This window comes from Ramlibacter ginsenosidimutans, from assembly GCF_016654015.1.
GTDB lineage: Bacteria > Pseudomonadota > Gammaproteobacteria > Burkholderiales > Burkholderiaceae_C > Ramlibacter > Ramlibacter ginsenosidimutans.
Window position 1 is genome coordinate 93,934 of record NZ_JAEPWM010000001.1, and the last position, 15,164, is coordinate 109,097.

A 15,164-nucleotide genomic window follows, 5' to 3' on the forward strand; every position below is an offset into this window, starting at 1 on the left:
TGGGGCATCTTCTACAAAGCTTTTTGGCGCGAGCTGCGCGGCTGCTTTCTTTTGTCAATCGACAAAGAAGTCAGGGATCAACTTTCGATTACCTGGCGTCACGGCATAGCGGTCGAGATCGACCTGTCCGTGCGCCGCGAGCAGCGTGTCGTCGATGTGGAAGTTGCCGCTGTTGCGTTCGTCGCGCGCGTCCGACGTGAGGATGAGGTAAGCGGCGTCGGCCAGGATCTCCGGCTTGCGGCAGGCCTTCAGGTCCACGCCCGGGATCATCTGCAGGGCCGCCGTCGCGATCGCGGTGCGCGGCCACAGGCTGTTGACGGCGATGCCGTACTTGCGCAACTCGCCGGCATGGCCGAGCGTGCACATGCTCATGCCGTACTTGGCCATCGTGTAGGCGGTGTGCGGAGCGAACCAGTGCGTCTTCATGGACAGCGGCGGCGACATGGTGAGCACGTGCGCGTTGCGCCCGGCCGCCGCCGACTTCTTCAACTCGGGCAGGCACGCCTGCGTGCACAGGTAGGTGCCGCGTGCATTGATGCCGTTCATGAGGTCGTAGCGCTTCATGGGCGTGTGCTCGGTGTCGGTGAGGCTGATCGCGCTGGCGTTGTTGACCAGGATGTCGATGCCGCCGAAGGTAAGGACCGCCTGCTGCACGGCGGCGAGCACGGCGTCCTCGTCGCGGATGTCCACCTGCACCGGCAGCGCCTGTCCGCCCGCCGCCCGGATCTCCTCGGCCGCGCTGTAGATGGTGCCGGGCAGCTTGGGATTGGGCTCCGCGGACTTGGCGGCGACCACGATGTTCGCCCCATCCGCGGCCGCCCGCTTCGCGATCGCCAACCCGATCCCGCGCGACGCGCCGGTGATGAAGAGGGTCTTGCCCTTGAGGTCCATGGTGTCTCCGTTCCAATGATCTGCAAACACGGGCAAGTTGAACGCAGAGGGCGCAAAGGTACGCAGAGGACGCAGAAGGATTCAATGAAGTCGAATCCCTTCTTGTCCCTTGTCTTCTCTGCGTCCTCTGCGAAACCTCTGCGTCCTCTGCGTTCACCTCTCCGCTATCGCGCTCGCGCCCTTCAAAGCTTCGAAAAGTCCGGCCGGCGCTTTTCCATGAAGGCGGTGAAGGCTTCCTTGGCGGCGGGGGCGGTGAGGAGTTGGCGGAAGCTGGCGCCTTCGTCGGCCATCTGCTGCAGGACGGCCGCGTGCTGGCCCTTCTTCATCAGGCGCTTGGTTTCCACGAGGCTGGCGATCGGCTTGGCCGCCAGCTTGCGGGCCTGCGCGTTCGCGTAGCCGTTCACTTCGGTCGGCGGCAGCACGCGGTTGACGAGGCCGACTTCCATCGCCGCCTCGGCGAAGAAAGGTTCGCCCAGCATCAGCGCCTCGGCCGCGCGGTGGTAGCCGAGCATCTGCGGCACCAGCAGGCTGGACGCCGCCTCCGGACACAGGCCCAGGTTCACGAAGGGCATGGAGAACGCCGCGTTGTCGCCGGCGTAGACCAGGTCGCAGTGGAACAGCATGGTGGTGCCCACGCCGACCGCGGGACCGCACACCGCGGCGAGCAGCGGCTTGGGAAAGCGCGCGATGCCCTGCAGGAAACGGAACACCGGCGAATCCTCGCCCGCCGGCGGCTTGTTCAGGAAGTCGCCGATGTCGTTACCGGCCGAGAACACCGTCTCGTGTCCCTGGATCAGCACCACGCGCACCGACGCGTCCTGCTCGGCACGCGCGAGGCCTTCGGCCAGCGCGCCGTACATGTCCGAGGTAATCGAGTTCTTGCGCTCGACGCGATTCAGGGTGAGGGTCATGACGCCGGCTTCGGCGTGCTGGAGGATGTCGCTCATGTTTGCAGTCTTTCTTTCACGAAGTCGAGGCGGTCCTGGCCCCAGAACATGTCCTGGCCGACGAAGAAGGTGGGCGCACCGAACACGCCGCGCGCCACCGCCTCCTGCGTCTCGGCCTTGAGGTGATCCTTCACGGCCGGGTCGGACGCGAGCGCAAGCAGTTGCTCCGGCGCGAAGCCCGCCTGCTGCAGCACCTTGGCGACGGTAGCAGGGTCGTTCATGTTCTTCCCGTCCACCCAGATCGCGCGGTAGACGGCATCCACGTACGGCACCATGCGGGCCGGCTCGCGCATCTGCAGGCCGATGGCGCCGCGCATCAGCGTGAGCGTGTTGATCGGGAAGTGCGGGTTGCGCGCGAAGGGCACGCCGTAGCGCCGCGCGAAGCGCTGCAGGTCGTCCTGCATGTACTGGCCTTTCGCCGGCACCTCCATGGGTGAGCGGTTGCCTGTCGCCTGGAACACGCCGCCCAGCAGGAAGGGGCGGTACTCGATCTCCGCGCCAGCTGCGCGCGCGATCTGCGGCAGTTGCGTCCACGCAAGGTAGGCGGCGGGACTGCCGACGTCGAAATAGAACTCCACTGCCTTGCTCATCAGAATTTCTCCATCCAGGGTCGCAGGTCGAGCTCGTGGGTCCAGGCATCGCGCGGCTGCATGTGCAGCATCCAGTACTGGTCGGCGATGTGGTCGGGGTTCAGGATGCCGTCGTTCGCCTTCTGCGCGTAGCGCTCGGGAAAGTTGTCGCGGATGAAGGCCGTGTCGATCGCGCCGTCAATCACGACGTGCGCCACGTGGATGCCGCGCGGCGCCAGCTCGCGCGCGGTGCTCTGCGCCAGCGCCCGCAGCGCCGCCTTGGCGCCTGCGAAGGCGGCGAAGTTCGCCGACCCGCGCAGCGATGCCGTGGCGCCGGTGAACAGCATCGTGCCCTTGCCACGCGGCGCCATGCAGCGCGCCGCCTTGCGCGCGGTGAGGAAGCCGGCGAAGCAGGCCATCTCCCAGATCTTGAAGTACTTGCGCGCCGTCTCTTCCAGCACGCTGCTCTGGACGTTGGCGCCGATGTTGAAGACGAACACTTCCACGGCACCGATGCGGCCCTCGATGTCGTCGAACAAGGCATTGACCTCGTCCTCGTTGCGCGCGTCGGAGGCGAAGCCGTGCGCGTCTCCACCGGCGGCGCGGATCTCGTCCACCAGCGGCTGCAGCTTGTCGAGGTTGCGGCGCGTCATGCACACGGTGTAGCCACCGCGGGCGAAGCGCTTCGCGATCGCGCCGCCCGTGGAGTCGCCGGCGCCGACGACCACGGCGACGGGCCGCGCATTCTGTGCTGCCATGGAGTTCACTCCTTGTAGTACATGACCTGGTGGGTGGTCGCCAGCAGCGAGCCGCCTTCGTGCCACACCTGGGCGGCGTGGTCGAAGTATCCGCCGCCGAAGCCCTGTCCGCGCGCCTGCGCGAGCAGGTAGCCGGTGCCGGCGCGCGCCAGCTCTTCCGCGTCGGCGTGGAAGTAGACCGTCATCGAGACCGTGCCCAGCGGCGTCTGGCGCGCGCGGCGCAGCCAGATGCGCGGGAAGAACACGTCGCACAGCGCCGCCAGCGAGGGGAAATCCAGCGGGCGCGGCGGGTCGTCGCGCACCCACAGGCGCGACAGGCTCTCGGGGCCGCCGCTGCCGTCCCAGTCACGCGGGAGCATGCCCAGCACGAAGCGCATCTCGTAGCGCTCCATCCACGCCACACCGCGGCGCAGGGTGCGCTGGATTTCCGCGGGTCGCGGCACCTCGGGCAGGTGCGCTTCGTGGCCGCCCCAGGTGGGACGGCGCACGGCGGTCAGGGCAGTCGCCGTCGCAACCACCTCGTCGCCTTGCAGCATCTCGACGATCCAGTGCTGGGTGGAGCGGTTCGTGCGGGCGGGGCGCGCGCGCACGAGGAATTCGCCGTCGGCGACCGCTGCCGCGAAGTTGATCGTGAAGGCGACGGGGTCGCCGAGCCGCTGCGGGTGCTGCAGCACCGCGTTGAGGCACTGCGCAGCGGTGATGCCGCCGTAGGGGCCGATGAAGTTGGCGTAGGGCGGGCTGGTGCGGCCGAGGAAGAGGCCGTCCTCGCGTGACTGCAACGCGATGGCGGCGTCGAAAGGATGGGCGCTCATGCAGGAAACCTCACGGTCACTCGTTCCTCCGTTTGCTGTCTGTCTCCCTCGCGTCTGGGCGAGGGAAAAGAGGGTCACACGCGCTCGAAGATCCCCGCCGCGCCCTGGCCCATGCCCACGCACATCGTGACCATGCCGTACTTCAGATTCTTGCGACGCAGCGCATGCACCACTGTCGCCGAGCGGATAGCCCCGGTCGCGCCCAGGGGATGGCCCAGCGCGATGGCGCCGCCCATGGGGTTCACCTTGCTGGCATCCAGGTGCAGCGTGTCGATGACGGCCAGCGACTGCGCGGCGAAGGCCTCGTTCAACTCGATCCAGTCGATCGCGTCCTGCTGCAGGCCCGCGGCCTTCAGCGCGGCCGGGATCGCCTCGATCGGGCCGATACCCATGATGTGCGGCGGCACGCCGCGGCTCGCGTAGCTCACGAAGCGGGCGAGCGGTTGCAGGCCGAAGCGCTGGATGGCGGCCTCGCTGGCAAGGATCAGCGCGCCGGCGCCGTCCGAGGTCTGCGAGCTGTTGCCGGCCGTCACGCTGCCGCGCGCTGCGAACACCGGCTTGAGCTTGGCCAGCGACTGCACGGTGGTGTCGGGGCGCGCGCCTTCGTCGAGCTTGACCTTGCGCGTGGAGATAGCCACTTCGGCGGACTCCAGGTCGACCGAGCGCTCGGCAACCTCGACTTCCGTCATTTCGCTCGCGAACTCGCCGGCCTGCATCGCGGCGATCGCCTTCATGTGCGAGCGGTACGCGAACTCGTCCTGCGCCTCGCGGCTGACCTTCCACTGGCGCGCCACTTTCTCGGCCGTCAGGCCCATGCCGTACGCGATGCCGTAGCTCTCGATGTCGTCCGGGTTGGAGAAGATGGAGGGCGACAGCGAAGGCGTGTTGCCCATCATCGGCACCATGCTCATGCTCTCGGTGCCCGCGGCGATCATCACGTCGGCCTCGCCGACGCGGATGCGGTCGGCGGCCATCTGCACGGCCGCCAAGCCGGAGGCGCAGAAGCGGTTGACCGTGATGCCGCCCACGCTCTTGGGCAGGCCGGCAAGCACGGCGCCGATGCGCGCCACGTTGAGCCCCTGCGGCCCTTCGGGAATCGCGCAACCACAGACGATGTCCTCGATGGCATGCGGATCGAGGCCGGGGGCTTGCGCCAGCGCCGACTTCAGCACCGTGGCGAGCAGGTCGTCGGGGCGGGTGTTGCGGAAGAAGCCGCGGTGGGAACGGCCGATGGGCGTTCGGGTGGCGGCGACGATGTAGGCGTCGTGGAGTTGTCGGGTCATGAGCGTTCGTTCCTTCTCTCTTGCTCCCTCCCCCTCTGGGGGAGGGCTGGGGTGGGGGCAGCGCCCGCCAACACCTTGATCTGTTCCCGGATCGCTGTACACACACCGTCCAAGTTGGTCAGCGGTGCGTTGCTGGGGAATCTCAGTACTGCATATCCATGCTCGCGAAAATAGCGGTCGCGGCGCTCGTCGTAGGTGGCATCCGTCGCATGTTGCGACCCATCCAGCTCCACGATCAGCTTCGGGTCCAGGCACGCGAAATCCGCGATGTAGTTGCCGAAGGGATGCTGGCGCCGGAACTTCACACCCAGCCGCTCTGCACGCAATCCCGGCCACAACTTCCGTTCGGAATCCGTCATCGTGCTGCGCAGCGCGCGTGCGTTGCGTTGTGCGATGGGCGTGGACTGGTTTTGCATGTGCGGCGTGCTGCCCCCACCCCCACCCTCCCCCAGAGGGGGAGGGAGAGGGGAGAACATCAATTCCTCACCGGCTTCCCCGTGCTCAGCATCCCCAATATCCGCTCCTGCGTCTTCGGGTGCTGCACGAGCGCGCAGAAGGCCTGGCGTTCCAGCGTCATCAGGTACTCCTCGCTCACCAGCGTGTTGGCGTCCACGTCGCCGCCCGTGACCACGTTCGCGATCATGCTGGCGATGCGGAAGTCGTGCTGGCTCGCGAAGCCGCCGTCGCGCAGGTTGACCAGCTGGCCCATGATGGTCGCCTTGGCGCTGCGGCCCGCGACCGGGAACAGGCGCTTGTGCGGCGCGCGGTACCCTGCATCCATCAGCACCTTCGCCTGCTGGAGCGCGACGTACAGCAGTTCATCCTTGTTCGGGACGATGACGTCGCTCTCCAGCAGGTATCCGAGCTTGCGCGATTCGATGGCGCTCGTGCCCACTTTCGCCATCGCCGCGGCCGTGAAGCCCTCGGCCACGAACTTGAGCAGGTCCTTGTCGGTGCTCGCGGCGGAATTCTCCGCGGCGCGTCGCGCGATGTACGTCAGCCCGCCCGCGCCCGGCACCAGGCCCACGCCGACTTCGACCAGGCCGAGGTAGCTTTCCATCGCGGCAACGCGCTTCGTCGAATACAGCGCCAGCTCGCAACCGCCGCCCAGGGCCAGCCCGCGGATCGCCGACACGACCGGAACGCTCGCGTAGCGCAGGCGCAGCATGGTCTGCTGCATGAAGCCTTCCGCGTCCTCGATCGCCGCGACGCCGACGGCGATGAACGCCGGCAGCGTGGACTCGAGGTCCGCGCCGGCGCTGAAGGGCTCGTCGCCCGACCAGACCACCAGGCCCTGGTACTCCTTTTCCGCGAGCTCGATCGCCTGCTGCAGTCCCTCGCACACCTCGGGGCTGATGGTGTGCATCTTGGTCTTGAGGCTCGCGATGAGGACCTCGCCATCGAGCGTCCACAGGCGGATGTTCCTGTCCTCATGCAAGGTGGTGCCCGCGGTCTCGAAGCGCGGACCGGCTTCACCCAGCAGCAGTTCGGGGAACAGCTGGCGCTCGTACACCGGCAGCTCGCGGCGCGGCTGGAACTGGCCCGTCGTCGGGTTGAACGAGCCCTGCTCCGTGTGCACGCCACCGGCTTCGGCGACCGGGCCTTCGAACACCCACCTGGGCAACGGCGCCTTCGACAGCGCCTCGCCCGCAGTGATGTCTTCCTGCACCCACTGGGCGACCTGCGACCAGCCCGCTTCCTGCCACAGCTCGAACGGGCCCTGCTTCATGCCGAAGCCCCAGCGCATCGCCTGGTCCACGTCACGCGCGGTCTCGGCGATCTCCGCGAGATGCACGGCCGCGTAATGGAAGCCGTTGCGCAGGATGGACCAGAGGAACTGGCCTTGCGGTCCCGTCGCGTTGCGCAGCAGCTTCAGGCGCTCGGCGGCGGGCTTCTTCAGCATGCGCGCATAGACCTCGTCGGACTTCTGGCCGCCCGGCACGTAGTCCCCGCTCTTCAGGTCGAAGCGCAGGATGTCGCGCCCGGCCTTCTTGTAGAAGCCGGCCTGGGTCTTCTGCCCGAGGTTGCCGAGTTCCAGCAGCTTCTTGAGCACCTCCGGCGTGCCGAAGCTCGCGTAGAAGGGGTCGGTTTCGGCACTGAGCGTGTCCTGCAGCGTCTTGATCACGTGCGCCATCGTGTCGAGGCCGACGACGTCGGCCGTGCGGAAGGTGCCGCTCGACGCCCGGCCCATCTTCTTGCCGGTGAGGTCGTCGACGACGTCGACGCTCAGTCCGAACTTCTCCACCTCGCGCATCGTCGCGAGCATGCCGGCGATGCCGACGCGGTTGGCGATGAAGTTGGGCGTGTCCTTCGCGCGCACCACGCCCTTGCCCAGGCCGCTGGTGACGAAGGTCTCCAGCTGGTCGAGGATCTCGGGGCTGGTGGTCGGCGTCGCGATCAGCTCCACCAGGTACATGTACCGCGGCGGATTGAAGAAGTGGATGCCGCAGAAGCGAGGCTTGAGCTGCTCGGGCAGCGCCTCCGACAGCTTCGTGATCGACAGCCCTGAGGTGTTGGACGCCACGATCGCATGCGGCGCGATGTGCGGCGCGATCTTCTGGTACAGCTCCCGCTTCCAGTCCATGCGCTCGGCGATCGCCTCGATCACCAGGTCGCATTCGCCGAGCAGGCCCAGGTGCTCCTCGTAGTTCGCCTGCTGGATCAGCGCGGCGTCCTCGGGCACGCCCAGCGGAGACGGCTTGAGCTTCTTCAGGTTCTCGACCGCCTTGCTGACGATGCCGTTCTTCGGACCTTCCCTGGCGGGCAAGTCGAACAGCACCACCGGTACCTTCACGTTCACGAGGTGCGCGGCGATCTGCGCGCCCATCACGCCCGCGCCGAGCACGGCCACCTTCTTCACGAGGAAGCGGTTCATCGCTGCCTTCCCTTCACCCGCCGCCGGCGTTGCACCCGCGCGATCGGCCTGATCCTTGTACATGGACTCTCCTGTTCTTTGTCGCCCTCCCCCTCTGGGGGGAGGGTTGGGGTGGGGGCACTCCGGGCACCTGAGACGCCTGGTGGCCGAACTTGCACCCACCCTGCCCTCCCCCAGAGGGGGAGGGAAAATCACATCATTGAACGCGCACCCAGGTCTGCGTGCGGAAGAACGGGCCGATGTAGCCCCGCACCTGCAGCTTCTGGCCGCCGTCGATGGGCGCGAGGCGCAGCGTGTATTCCTTGCCGTTCTCTGGGTCGAGGATCTTGCCGTGCTCCCACACGGCCTGGCCCTCGGACTTCTGCGCGTTGCGGATGATCTCGAGGCCCACGATCGGCTGGTCCTTGCGCTCGTCCTTGCATTCCTCGCAAGTCGGCTTGCCGTTCTTCGTGAGCGTCTTCTCGATCCGGCCGGACAGCTTGCCGCCCTGGTCGACGATGCGGATCTCGGCCTTGGCCTCGCCGGTCTTGTCGTCGACGTTGCGCCACAGGCCCAGGGGTGTCATCTGCGCGAAGGCGGCGCAGGCCGCCATCGACAGCGCGAAAGCGAGGATGCGTTTCATGCCAAGGCCGCGTCGGTGTCGAGCAGCACGCCGACGCCCGAGCGCGCGGTGCGCATCAGCGTGGCGGTCTCGGGGAACAGGCGCGCGAAGTAGAAGCGAGCCGTTTGCAGCTTGGCCTGGTAGAACGGGTCGGTGTTGCCGGCCTCGATCTGCTGCAGCGCGACCTGCGCCATGCGCGCCCAGAAGTAGCCGAACACGAGGTGGCCCAGCACGCGCAGGTAGTCCACCGCCGCGCCGCCCACTTCGTCCGGGTTCTGGAAGGCCTTGAAACCGATCTCGGTGGTGAACTTCGTGAGCTGGTCACCGAGGTAGGCGACCGGGTTGATGAACTCCGCCATCTTCTCGTTCACGCCTTCTTCTTCCACCAGTTGCGCGACCAGCTTGCCGAACTTCTTCAGCGTGGCGCCGTTGTTGCCCAGCACCTTGCGGCCCAGCAGGTCCAGCGACTGCACGGTGTTCGTGCCTTCGTAGATCATGTTGATCCGGTTGTCGCGCACGAACTGCTCCATCCCCCACTCCTGGATGTAGCCATGCCCGCCGAAGACCTGCATGCAGGCATTGGTGGCGATGTGCCCGTTGTCGGTGAGGAAGGCCTTCACGATGGGCGTGAGCAGCGCGACGATCTCTTCGCTGTCCTTGCGCACCTTCTCGTCGGGGTGGTACAGCTCCTTGTCGAGCAGCATGGTGCAGTAGATGGCCACCGCGCGCCCGCCTTCCGCATACGCCTTGGCGGTCAGCAGCATCTTGCGCACGTCCGGGTGCACGATGATAGGATCGGCCGGCTTGTCCTTGGCCTTCGGCCCCGAGAGCGCGCGCATCTGCAGGCGCTCCTTCGCGTAGGCCAGCGCGTTCTGGTACGCCACTTCGGTGAGGCCAAGCGACTGGTTGCCCACGCCCAGGCGCGCCGCATTCATCATCACGAACATCGCGGGCAGGCCCTTGTTCGGCTCGCCCACGAGCGTGCCGACGGCGCCATCCAGCACCAGCTGCGCCGTCGCATTGCCATGGATGCCCATCTTGTGCTCCAGGCCGCCGCAGTAGATGCCGTTGCGCTCGCCCAGCGAGCCGTCCGGCTTCACCTTGTATTTCGGGACGAGGAACAGCGAGATGCCCTTGCTGCCCTGCGGTGCGTCCGGCAGGCGCGCGAGCACCAGGTGGATGATGTTCTCCGCCATGTCGTGCTCGCCGGCGGAGATGAAGATCTTGTTGCCGGTGATCCTGTAGGTGCCGTCGGCCTGCGGTTCGGCCTTGGTGCGCAGCAGGCCCAGGTCGGTGCCGCAATGCGGCTCGGTCAGGCACATGGTGCCGGTCCATACGCCCGACACCAGTTTGGGCAGGAACAGCTTCTTCTGTTCGGGCGTGCCGTGCGCGTGCAGCGCCTCATACGCGCCGTGCGACAGGCCGGGATACATCGTCCACGCCTGGTTGGCGCTGTTGAGCATTTCGTAGAAGCACTGGTTCAGCACGAAGGGCAGGCCCTGGCCGCCGTACTCGGGGTCGCAGGAGAGCGCGGGCCAGCCGCCTTCCACGTACTTCGCATACGCTTCCTTGAAACCGGCCGGCGTGGTGACCTCGTGGGTCTCCTTGTTCAAGGTGCAGCCCTGCTCGTCACCGGTACGATTCAGCGGGAACACCACTTCCGAGGCGAACTTGCCGCCCTCTTCCAGCACGGCGTTGATCGTGTCGGCATCGACCTCCGCATGTTTCGGGATGTCCTTCAGCTGCTCGGTGACGCGGAACAGCTCGTGGATCACGAACTGCATGTCGCGCAGGGGCGGGGTGTACTGGGGCATGGGATTACTCCTTGGAACTCTTCGCCGCGCGGGCAGGCCTGGTCTTGGTGGTGGTGGCAGCGCCGTAATGCTGCAGGATGTGCTCGAAGCCCGCATTGGCACGGGCGATGGAGCCGGGGTTCTTCAGGAAGCGCGCCTCGTAGTGCAGCGCGAGGATGAGGCCGTGGATCTCGAAGAGCATCTGCTCTTCGTCGGTGGCGGCATCGAGGTGCCCTTCCTCCTTGGCCATGGCAATCGCGCGCTTCATCGCGTCGTGCCAGGTCTGCACGGACGAAGCGAGCGCGTCGCGCACGGGCCCGGGACGGTCGTCGAATTCCACGGCGCCGCTGATGTAGATGCAGCCGGAGTCGATCTCCACCGATGTGCGCTGCATCCAGTGCGCGAACATCGCGCGCAGGCGCGGCAGGCCGCGCGGCTCGCCCAGCGAGGGATAGAACACCTCCTGCTCGAAGCGCTGGTGGTACTCGCGCACCACCGAGATCTGCATCTCCTCGCGCGAGCCGAAGTGGGCGAAGACGCCCGACTTCGACATCTGCGTAACTTCCGCGAGGGCGCCGATGGACAGGCCTTCGAGCCCGATCTGGGTGGCGAGGCCCAGCGCGGCGTCGACGATGGCCGCCTTGGTCTGCTGGCCCTTCTGCAAGGCCTTGCCCGCACGGGCGGGCTTCACGGGCAGGTCGGTGACGGACATGGCTTGGGAATTGAAAAACGAACGATCGTGCTATTTTGCCCGAAATCCGGTCGGATGCGGAAGGCAGGCGGCGACTGCAGGCAATCCAGGCCGGCCGAATGCTTTCCCCGGTGTCTTCTCCAGGGCGCCGCGTACCTGCGAGGCCGCGCAGCAGATCGTCGCATCGGATACATGTCCATACACATCGCAACCGGCCGGGGCGTAGCGTCTGGACAGGCCAACCGGGGGAAGAGGCATGAGAGCGGCGCTCAGATCCATCGTCAACCACCGGTGGTTCCAGTCCACGTTTGCGCGGAACCGCGGAGTGATCGACTGGCTGTTCTCGTATTCCATCATTCCCGCGGCGTACCTGCTGCTGGCCTATCGGCGCCTGGGTGCCGGCGACCTGCCCCGGACCACCACACGCCTGAGAGACATCGGCGTGTTCCCGATCCGCAATCACTACTACGAGCCGCTGTTCGACCATCGGCAGCTGGCTGCGCCGTCGCAGGAGGGTCGCCGCCTGCCGGGGCTGGACCTGAACGTGCCCGGCCAGCTCGCCTTCCTGCAGCAGCTTCGCTGCGCCGACGAACTGCGGGCACTGCGCCTGCAGGAACCCGGCGACGGCGTCGCTTCGTTCTGCATCGTGAACGACACCTTTCCTTCGGGCGACGCCGATTTCCTGTACCAGTTCCTGCGGCAGGTGAAGCCGGCGAAGGTGGTGGAAGTGGGGAGCGGCAACTCCACGAAGCTGGCCCGCCTCGCGCTGCAGAAGAACCAGGCCGAAACCGGGCAGGCTGCTCAACACATCTGCATCGAGCCTTACGAGCAGCCCTGGCTGGAGCAGCTGGAGGGCGTAAAGGTCGTGCGCAAGCGCGTGGAGGACTGCGGCATCGACTGGGCTTCCGAACTGAACGCCGGAGATCTCCTGTTCATCGACTCGTCCCACGTGATCCGGCCCCAGGGCGACGTGGTGACCGAGTACCTGGAGATCCTGCCGCTGCTCCAACCCGGCGTGTACGTCCACATCCACGACATCTTCACCCCCAGGGATTACCTGCCGTACTGGCTCGCGCAGCACGTGAGGTTCTGGAACGAGCAGTACCTGCTCGAGGCGCTGCTGACAAACACGACGCGCTACCAGGTCGTCGCCGCACTCAATTACCTGACGCACAACCACTACGAAGAGATGAGCCGGGTGTGCCCCTACTTGACACCCGAGCACGAGCCCAGCTCGTTCTACTTCCGCGTCGCTGCCTGAAGCCGCATCCGGCGCAGCACGCTTGCGCGGCCGCGGCTGGCACGTGCAGTGGTACGTGGCGCCCGCGGTGCTCCCGCCGCTCGCGGGATGGCAGCAGGAGTGTCGCGTGCCCTTCGTGCTCGACCACCTGGCCGGGATGACAGCGGCGCACGCGCAGGACGACGGTCACGCGCTCGCTGGGCGATGCGGCGGCGCGCGCGGTGCGGCAGGCCGGGGCGCGGCTGTACGCCTGACTCGCGCCGCCGGCGCGCGTCCGGGCGGCCGATACCCCGGCGGGCAAACCTGCGCGGCTCAGGACGCCTTGTACGGCACGATCAGCTGGCGCTGCTCGCCCAGGCCGTCGATGCCCAGCGTCATGACGTCGCCCTTCTTCAGGAACTTCGGCGGCTTCATTCCCAGGCCCACGCCGGGCGGCGTGCCGGTGGTGATCACGTCGCCGGGCTCCAGCGTCATGAAGTGGCTGCAGTAGCTCACGAGCTTGGCGCAGTTGAAGATCATCGTCTTCGTGTTACCGGTCTGCATGCGCTCGCCGTTGACGTCCAGCCACATGCCCAGGCGCTGCACGTTCGGGACTTCGTCGGCGGTCACGAGCCACGGGCCGATCGGGCCGAAGGTGTCGCAGCCCTTGCCCTTGTCCCATTGCGAGCCGCGCTCCAGCTGGAACTCGCGCTCGCTCACGTCGTTCACCACGGTGTACCCGGCCACGTGCGCGAGCGCCTTGGTGGTCGGCACATAGCGGGCGGTGGTGCCGATGACGATGCCCAGCTCCACTTCCCAGTCGGTCTTGACGGAGCCGCGCGGCAGCATCACCGGATCGTTCGCGCCCTGGATGCAGCTGGTCGCCTTCATGAAGACGATCGGCTCCTTCGGGATGGGCATGTTCGATTCGGCAGCGTGGTCCGAATAGTTCAGGCCGATGGCGATGAACTTGGGCACGTGCGCGATCGGGCAGCCGAAGCGCGGGTTGCCGCGCACCAGCGGCAGCTTGGCGACGTTCGCCTTGCGGATGCGCGCGAGGCCCACCGAGCCGAGCTGGGCCGGGCCGATGTCGGGCACCACGCTGCTCAGGTCGCGCAGCTTGCCGTCAGCGTCGATCAGGCCCGGTTTTTCCTTGCCGGGGTTGCCATAGCGAACCAGTTTCATTCTTCTTTCCTCGTTGTTGGGGGATCTAGTAAGTCGAGCGGCCACCGGAGAGGTCGAACACCGCGCCGGTGGAGAAGGAGCAGTCCTCGGTGCAGAGCCAGCCGACCAGAGCCGCGATTTCCTCGGGCGTGCCGAAGCGGCCCATGGGGATCTTGGAGAGCATGAACTGGATGTGCGCCTCGGTCATCTGGTCGAAGATCGCCGTCTTCACGGCCGCCGGAGTCACGCAGTTCACGCGCACCTCGGTGTCGGCGAGCTCCTTGCCCAGCGACTTGGTCAGCGCGATGACGGCGGCCTTGCTCGCACTGTACGCGCTCGCATTGGGGTTGCCGTCCTTGCCGGCCACCGACGCGATGTTGACGATGCGGCCGTAGCCGGCCTGCCGCATCACGGGCACCACCTCGCGGCAGCAGAGGAACAGGCCCGTGAGATTCACCTCGATCACCTGGCGCCAGGCATCGACCGGGTACTCCCACAGCTTCGTGTTCGGGCCGGTGATGCCCGCGCTGTTCACGAGCGCATCCACGCGCTGGCTGCGCCGCACCGTGGATTGCAAGGCATCGCGCACCGAGGTCTCGTCGGTGACGTCCACCTGCACGAAGCTGCAGCCTGCACCGAGCCGTTCGGCGGCGGTGCGGCCCGCGGCCAGGTCGCGGTCCCACACCGCCACGCTGCCGCCGGAAGCGACGAGCCGTTGCGCGATGGCGAAGCCCAGCCCCGTCGCACCGCCGGTGACGATGGCGTGGCGGCCCTGGAAGTCCAGCTGGTTCATATCGTGATCCCTCCATCCACCGCATAAGCCTGTCCGGTCACGAAGCGCGACTCCTCGCTGGCGAGGTAGACCACCAGCGGCGCGATCTCCTGCGCCGTGGCGAGGCGGCCCATGGGCTGGCGCGCGACGAACGCCTGGCGCGCCGCGTCCGGATCCGGGTTGGCGTTGATGCGGTCCTGCAGCGAGGGCGTGTCCACGGTGCCGGGACAGATCGCGTTGCAGCGGATGCCGTGCGCGACGTAGTCGGCGGCGACGCTCTTGGTCAGCCCGATCACCGCGGCCTTGGTCGTGCCGTAGATGAAGCGATTGGGCAGGCCCTTGATGCTGCTGCACACGCTGGCCATGTTGATGATGCTGCCGGCGCCCTGCCCGCCCTGGTTCTGCAGCATGCGCGGCAGCGCCGCCTGGATCGCCCAGAACTGCGCGCGCACGTTGAGGTTGAGCGCGAAGTTCCACTCTTCATCAGTGGCCTGCAGGGCCGTGCCACTGTGCACGAAGCCCGCGCAATTGAACAGGATGTCGATGGCGGGCATCTCGCCGATGACGCGCGCGATCGCCTGCTTGTCCAGCACGTCGAGCTGCACGCAGCGCACGTTGGCCACGCCTTCGTAGCTCTCCAGCAGGCGCGGGTTCACGTCGGTGGCCCACACCTGCGCGCCATCGGCGGCCAGGGCCAGCGCACTCGCGCGGCCGATGCCCTGGCCGGCGGCGGTGACCAGGGCGGTCTTGTTCTTCAGTCGCACTTCGTGCTCCTTCGTAGGGGCTAGA

Annotated in this window: 15 protein-coding genes; 1 reads left to right on the forward strand and 14 read right to left on the reverse strand. The window is 67.1% G+C overall.

What is annotated here, in order from left to right:
• Window positions 1-54: 54 nt before the first annotated feature.
• From JJB11_RS00510 to JJB11_RS00560, 11 genes are all read right to left on the reverse strand, one after another.
• A complete protein-coding gene (locus JJB11_RS00510) occupies window positions 55-891 on the reverse strand; it encodes an SDR family oxidoreductase (RefSeq protein WP_201165951.1) in 837 nt (278 codons plus the stop codon).
• Between the two features lie 182 nt (window positions 892-1,073).
• Window positions 1,074-1,838, reverse strand: a complete 765-nt coding sequence (locus tag JJB11_RS00515; RefSeq protein ID WP_201165952.1) for an enoyl-CoA hydratase — start codon at window positions 1,836-1,838, stop codon at window positions 1,074-1,076.
• A complete protein-coding gene (locus tag JJB11_RS00520) occupies window positions 1,835-2,428 on the reverse strand; it encodes a 2-hydroxychromene-2-carboxylate isomerase (RefSeq protein WP_201165953.1) in 594 nt (197 codons plus the stop codon). The genes JJB11_RS00515 and JJB11_RS00520 overlap by 4 nt, the downstream gene beginning before the upstream one ends.
• Window positions 2,428-3,165: an SDR family oxidoreductase gene (locus JJB11_RS00525; RefSeq protein WP_201165954.1), complete on the reverse strand. Its 738-nt coding sequence runs from the start codon at window positions 3,163-3,165 to the stop codon at window positions 2,428-2,430. The genes JJB11_RS00520 and JJB11_RS00525 overlap by 1 nt, the downstream gene beginning before the upstream one ends.
• A 5-nt stretch (window positions 3,166-3,170) precedes the next feature.
• The gene (locus JJB11_RS00530) at window positions 3,171-3,977 is read right to left on the reverse strand and encodes an acyl-CoA thioesterase (protein WP_201165955.1); all 807 of its coding nucleotides are present in this window, start codon (window positions 3,975-3,977) and stop codon (window positions 3,171-3,173) included.
• A gap of 74 nt (window positions 3,978-4,051) precedes the next feature.
• The gene (locus tag JJB11_RS00535; RefSeq protein ID WP_201165956.1) at window positions 4,052-5,260 is read right to left on the reverse strand and encodes an acetyl-CoA C-acyltransferase; all 1,209 of its coding nucleotides are present in this window, start codon (window positions 5,258-5,260) and stop codon (window positions 4,052-4,054) included.
• Window positions 5,257-5,676 (reverse strand): endonuclease domain-containing protein, encoded by a 420-nt coding sequence (locus JJB11_RS00540; protein ID WP_201165957.1) that lies wholly within the window; start codon window positions 5,674-5,676, stop codon window positions 5,257-5,259. The genes JJB11_RS00535 and JJB11_RS00540 overlap by 4 nt, the downstream gene beginning before the upstream one ends.
• 59 nt (window positions 5,677-5,735) lie before the next feature.
• The gene (locus tag JJB11_RS00545; protein ID WP_201166968.1) at window positions 5,736-8,135 is read right to left on the reverse strand and encodes a 3-hydroxyacyl-CoA dehydrogenase/enoyl-CoA hydratase family protein; all 2,400 of its coding nucleotides are present in this window, start codon (window positions 8,133-8,135) and stop codon (window positions 5,736-5,738) included.
• Window positions 8,136-8,331: 196 nt separating this feature from the next.
• Window positions 8,332-8,757 carry a DUF2147 domain-containing protein gene (locus tag JJB11_RS00550; protein WP_201165958.1) on the reverse strand — a complete coding sequence of 142 codons (426 nt, stop codon included), beginning with the start codon at window positions 8,755-8,757 and terminating at the stop codon, window positions 8,332-8,334.
• Complete coding sequence (locus JJB11_RS00555; RefSeq protein WP_201165959.1) at window positions 8,754-10,550, reverse strand: acyl-CoA dehydrogenase C-terminal domain-containing protein; 1,797 nt, start codon at window positions 10,548-10,550, stop codon at window positions 8,754-8,756. Before JJB11_RS00555 ends, JJB11_RS00550 begins: the two co-directional genes overlap by 4 nt.
• A 4-nt stretch (window positions 10,551-10,554) precedes the next feature.
• Window positions 10,555-11,241 (reverse strand): TetR/AcrR family transcriptional regulator, encoded by a 687-nt coding sequence (locus JJB11_RS00560; RefSeq protein WP_201165960.1) that lies wholly within the window; start codon window positions 11,239-11,241, stop codon window positions 10,555-10,557.
• A 235-nt stretch (window positions 11,242-11,476) separates the two neighbouring features.
• Here JJB11_RS00560 and JJB11_RS00565 point away from each other — a divergent pair, with 235 nt between their 5' ends.
• A complete protein-coding gene (locus JJB11_RS00565; RefSeq protein WP_201165961.1) occupies window positions 11,477-12,481 on the forward strand; it encodes a class I SAM-dependent methyltransferase in 1,005 nt (334 codons plus the stop codon).
• Between the two features lie 291 nt (window positions 12,482-12,772).
• Here JJB11_RS00565 and JJB11_RS00570 read toward each other — a convergent pair whose 3' ends face one another.
• The 3 genes from JJB11_RS00570 to JJB11_RS00580 are packed head-to-tail and all read right to left on the reverse strand — an operon-like array spanning window position 12,773 to window position 15,139.
• Window positions 12,773-13,624 (reverse strand): fumarylacetoacetate hydrolase family protein, encoded by an 852-nt coding sequence (locus JJB11_RS00570; protein ID WP_201165962.1) that lies wholly within the window; start codon window positions 13,622-13,624, stop codon window positions 12,773-12,775.
• Window positions 13,625-13,649: 25 nt separating this feature from the next.
• Entirely contained in the window at window positions 13,650-14,396 is a 747-nt protein-coding gene (locus tag JJB11_RS00575) for an SDR family NAD(P)-dependent oxidoreductase (protein ID WP_201165963.1), read from the reverse strand.
• On the reverse strand, window positions 14,393-15,139 hold the full coding sequence (locus JJB11_RS00580) for an SDR family oxidoreductase (RefSeq protein WP_201165964.1): 747 nt from the start codon (window positions 15,137-15,139) through the stop codon (window positions 14,393-14,395). Before JJB11_RS00580 ends, JJB11_RS00575 begins: the two co-directional genes overlap by 4 nt.
• Window positions 15,140-15,164: the final 25 nt, after the last annotated feature.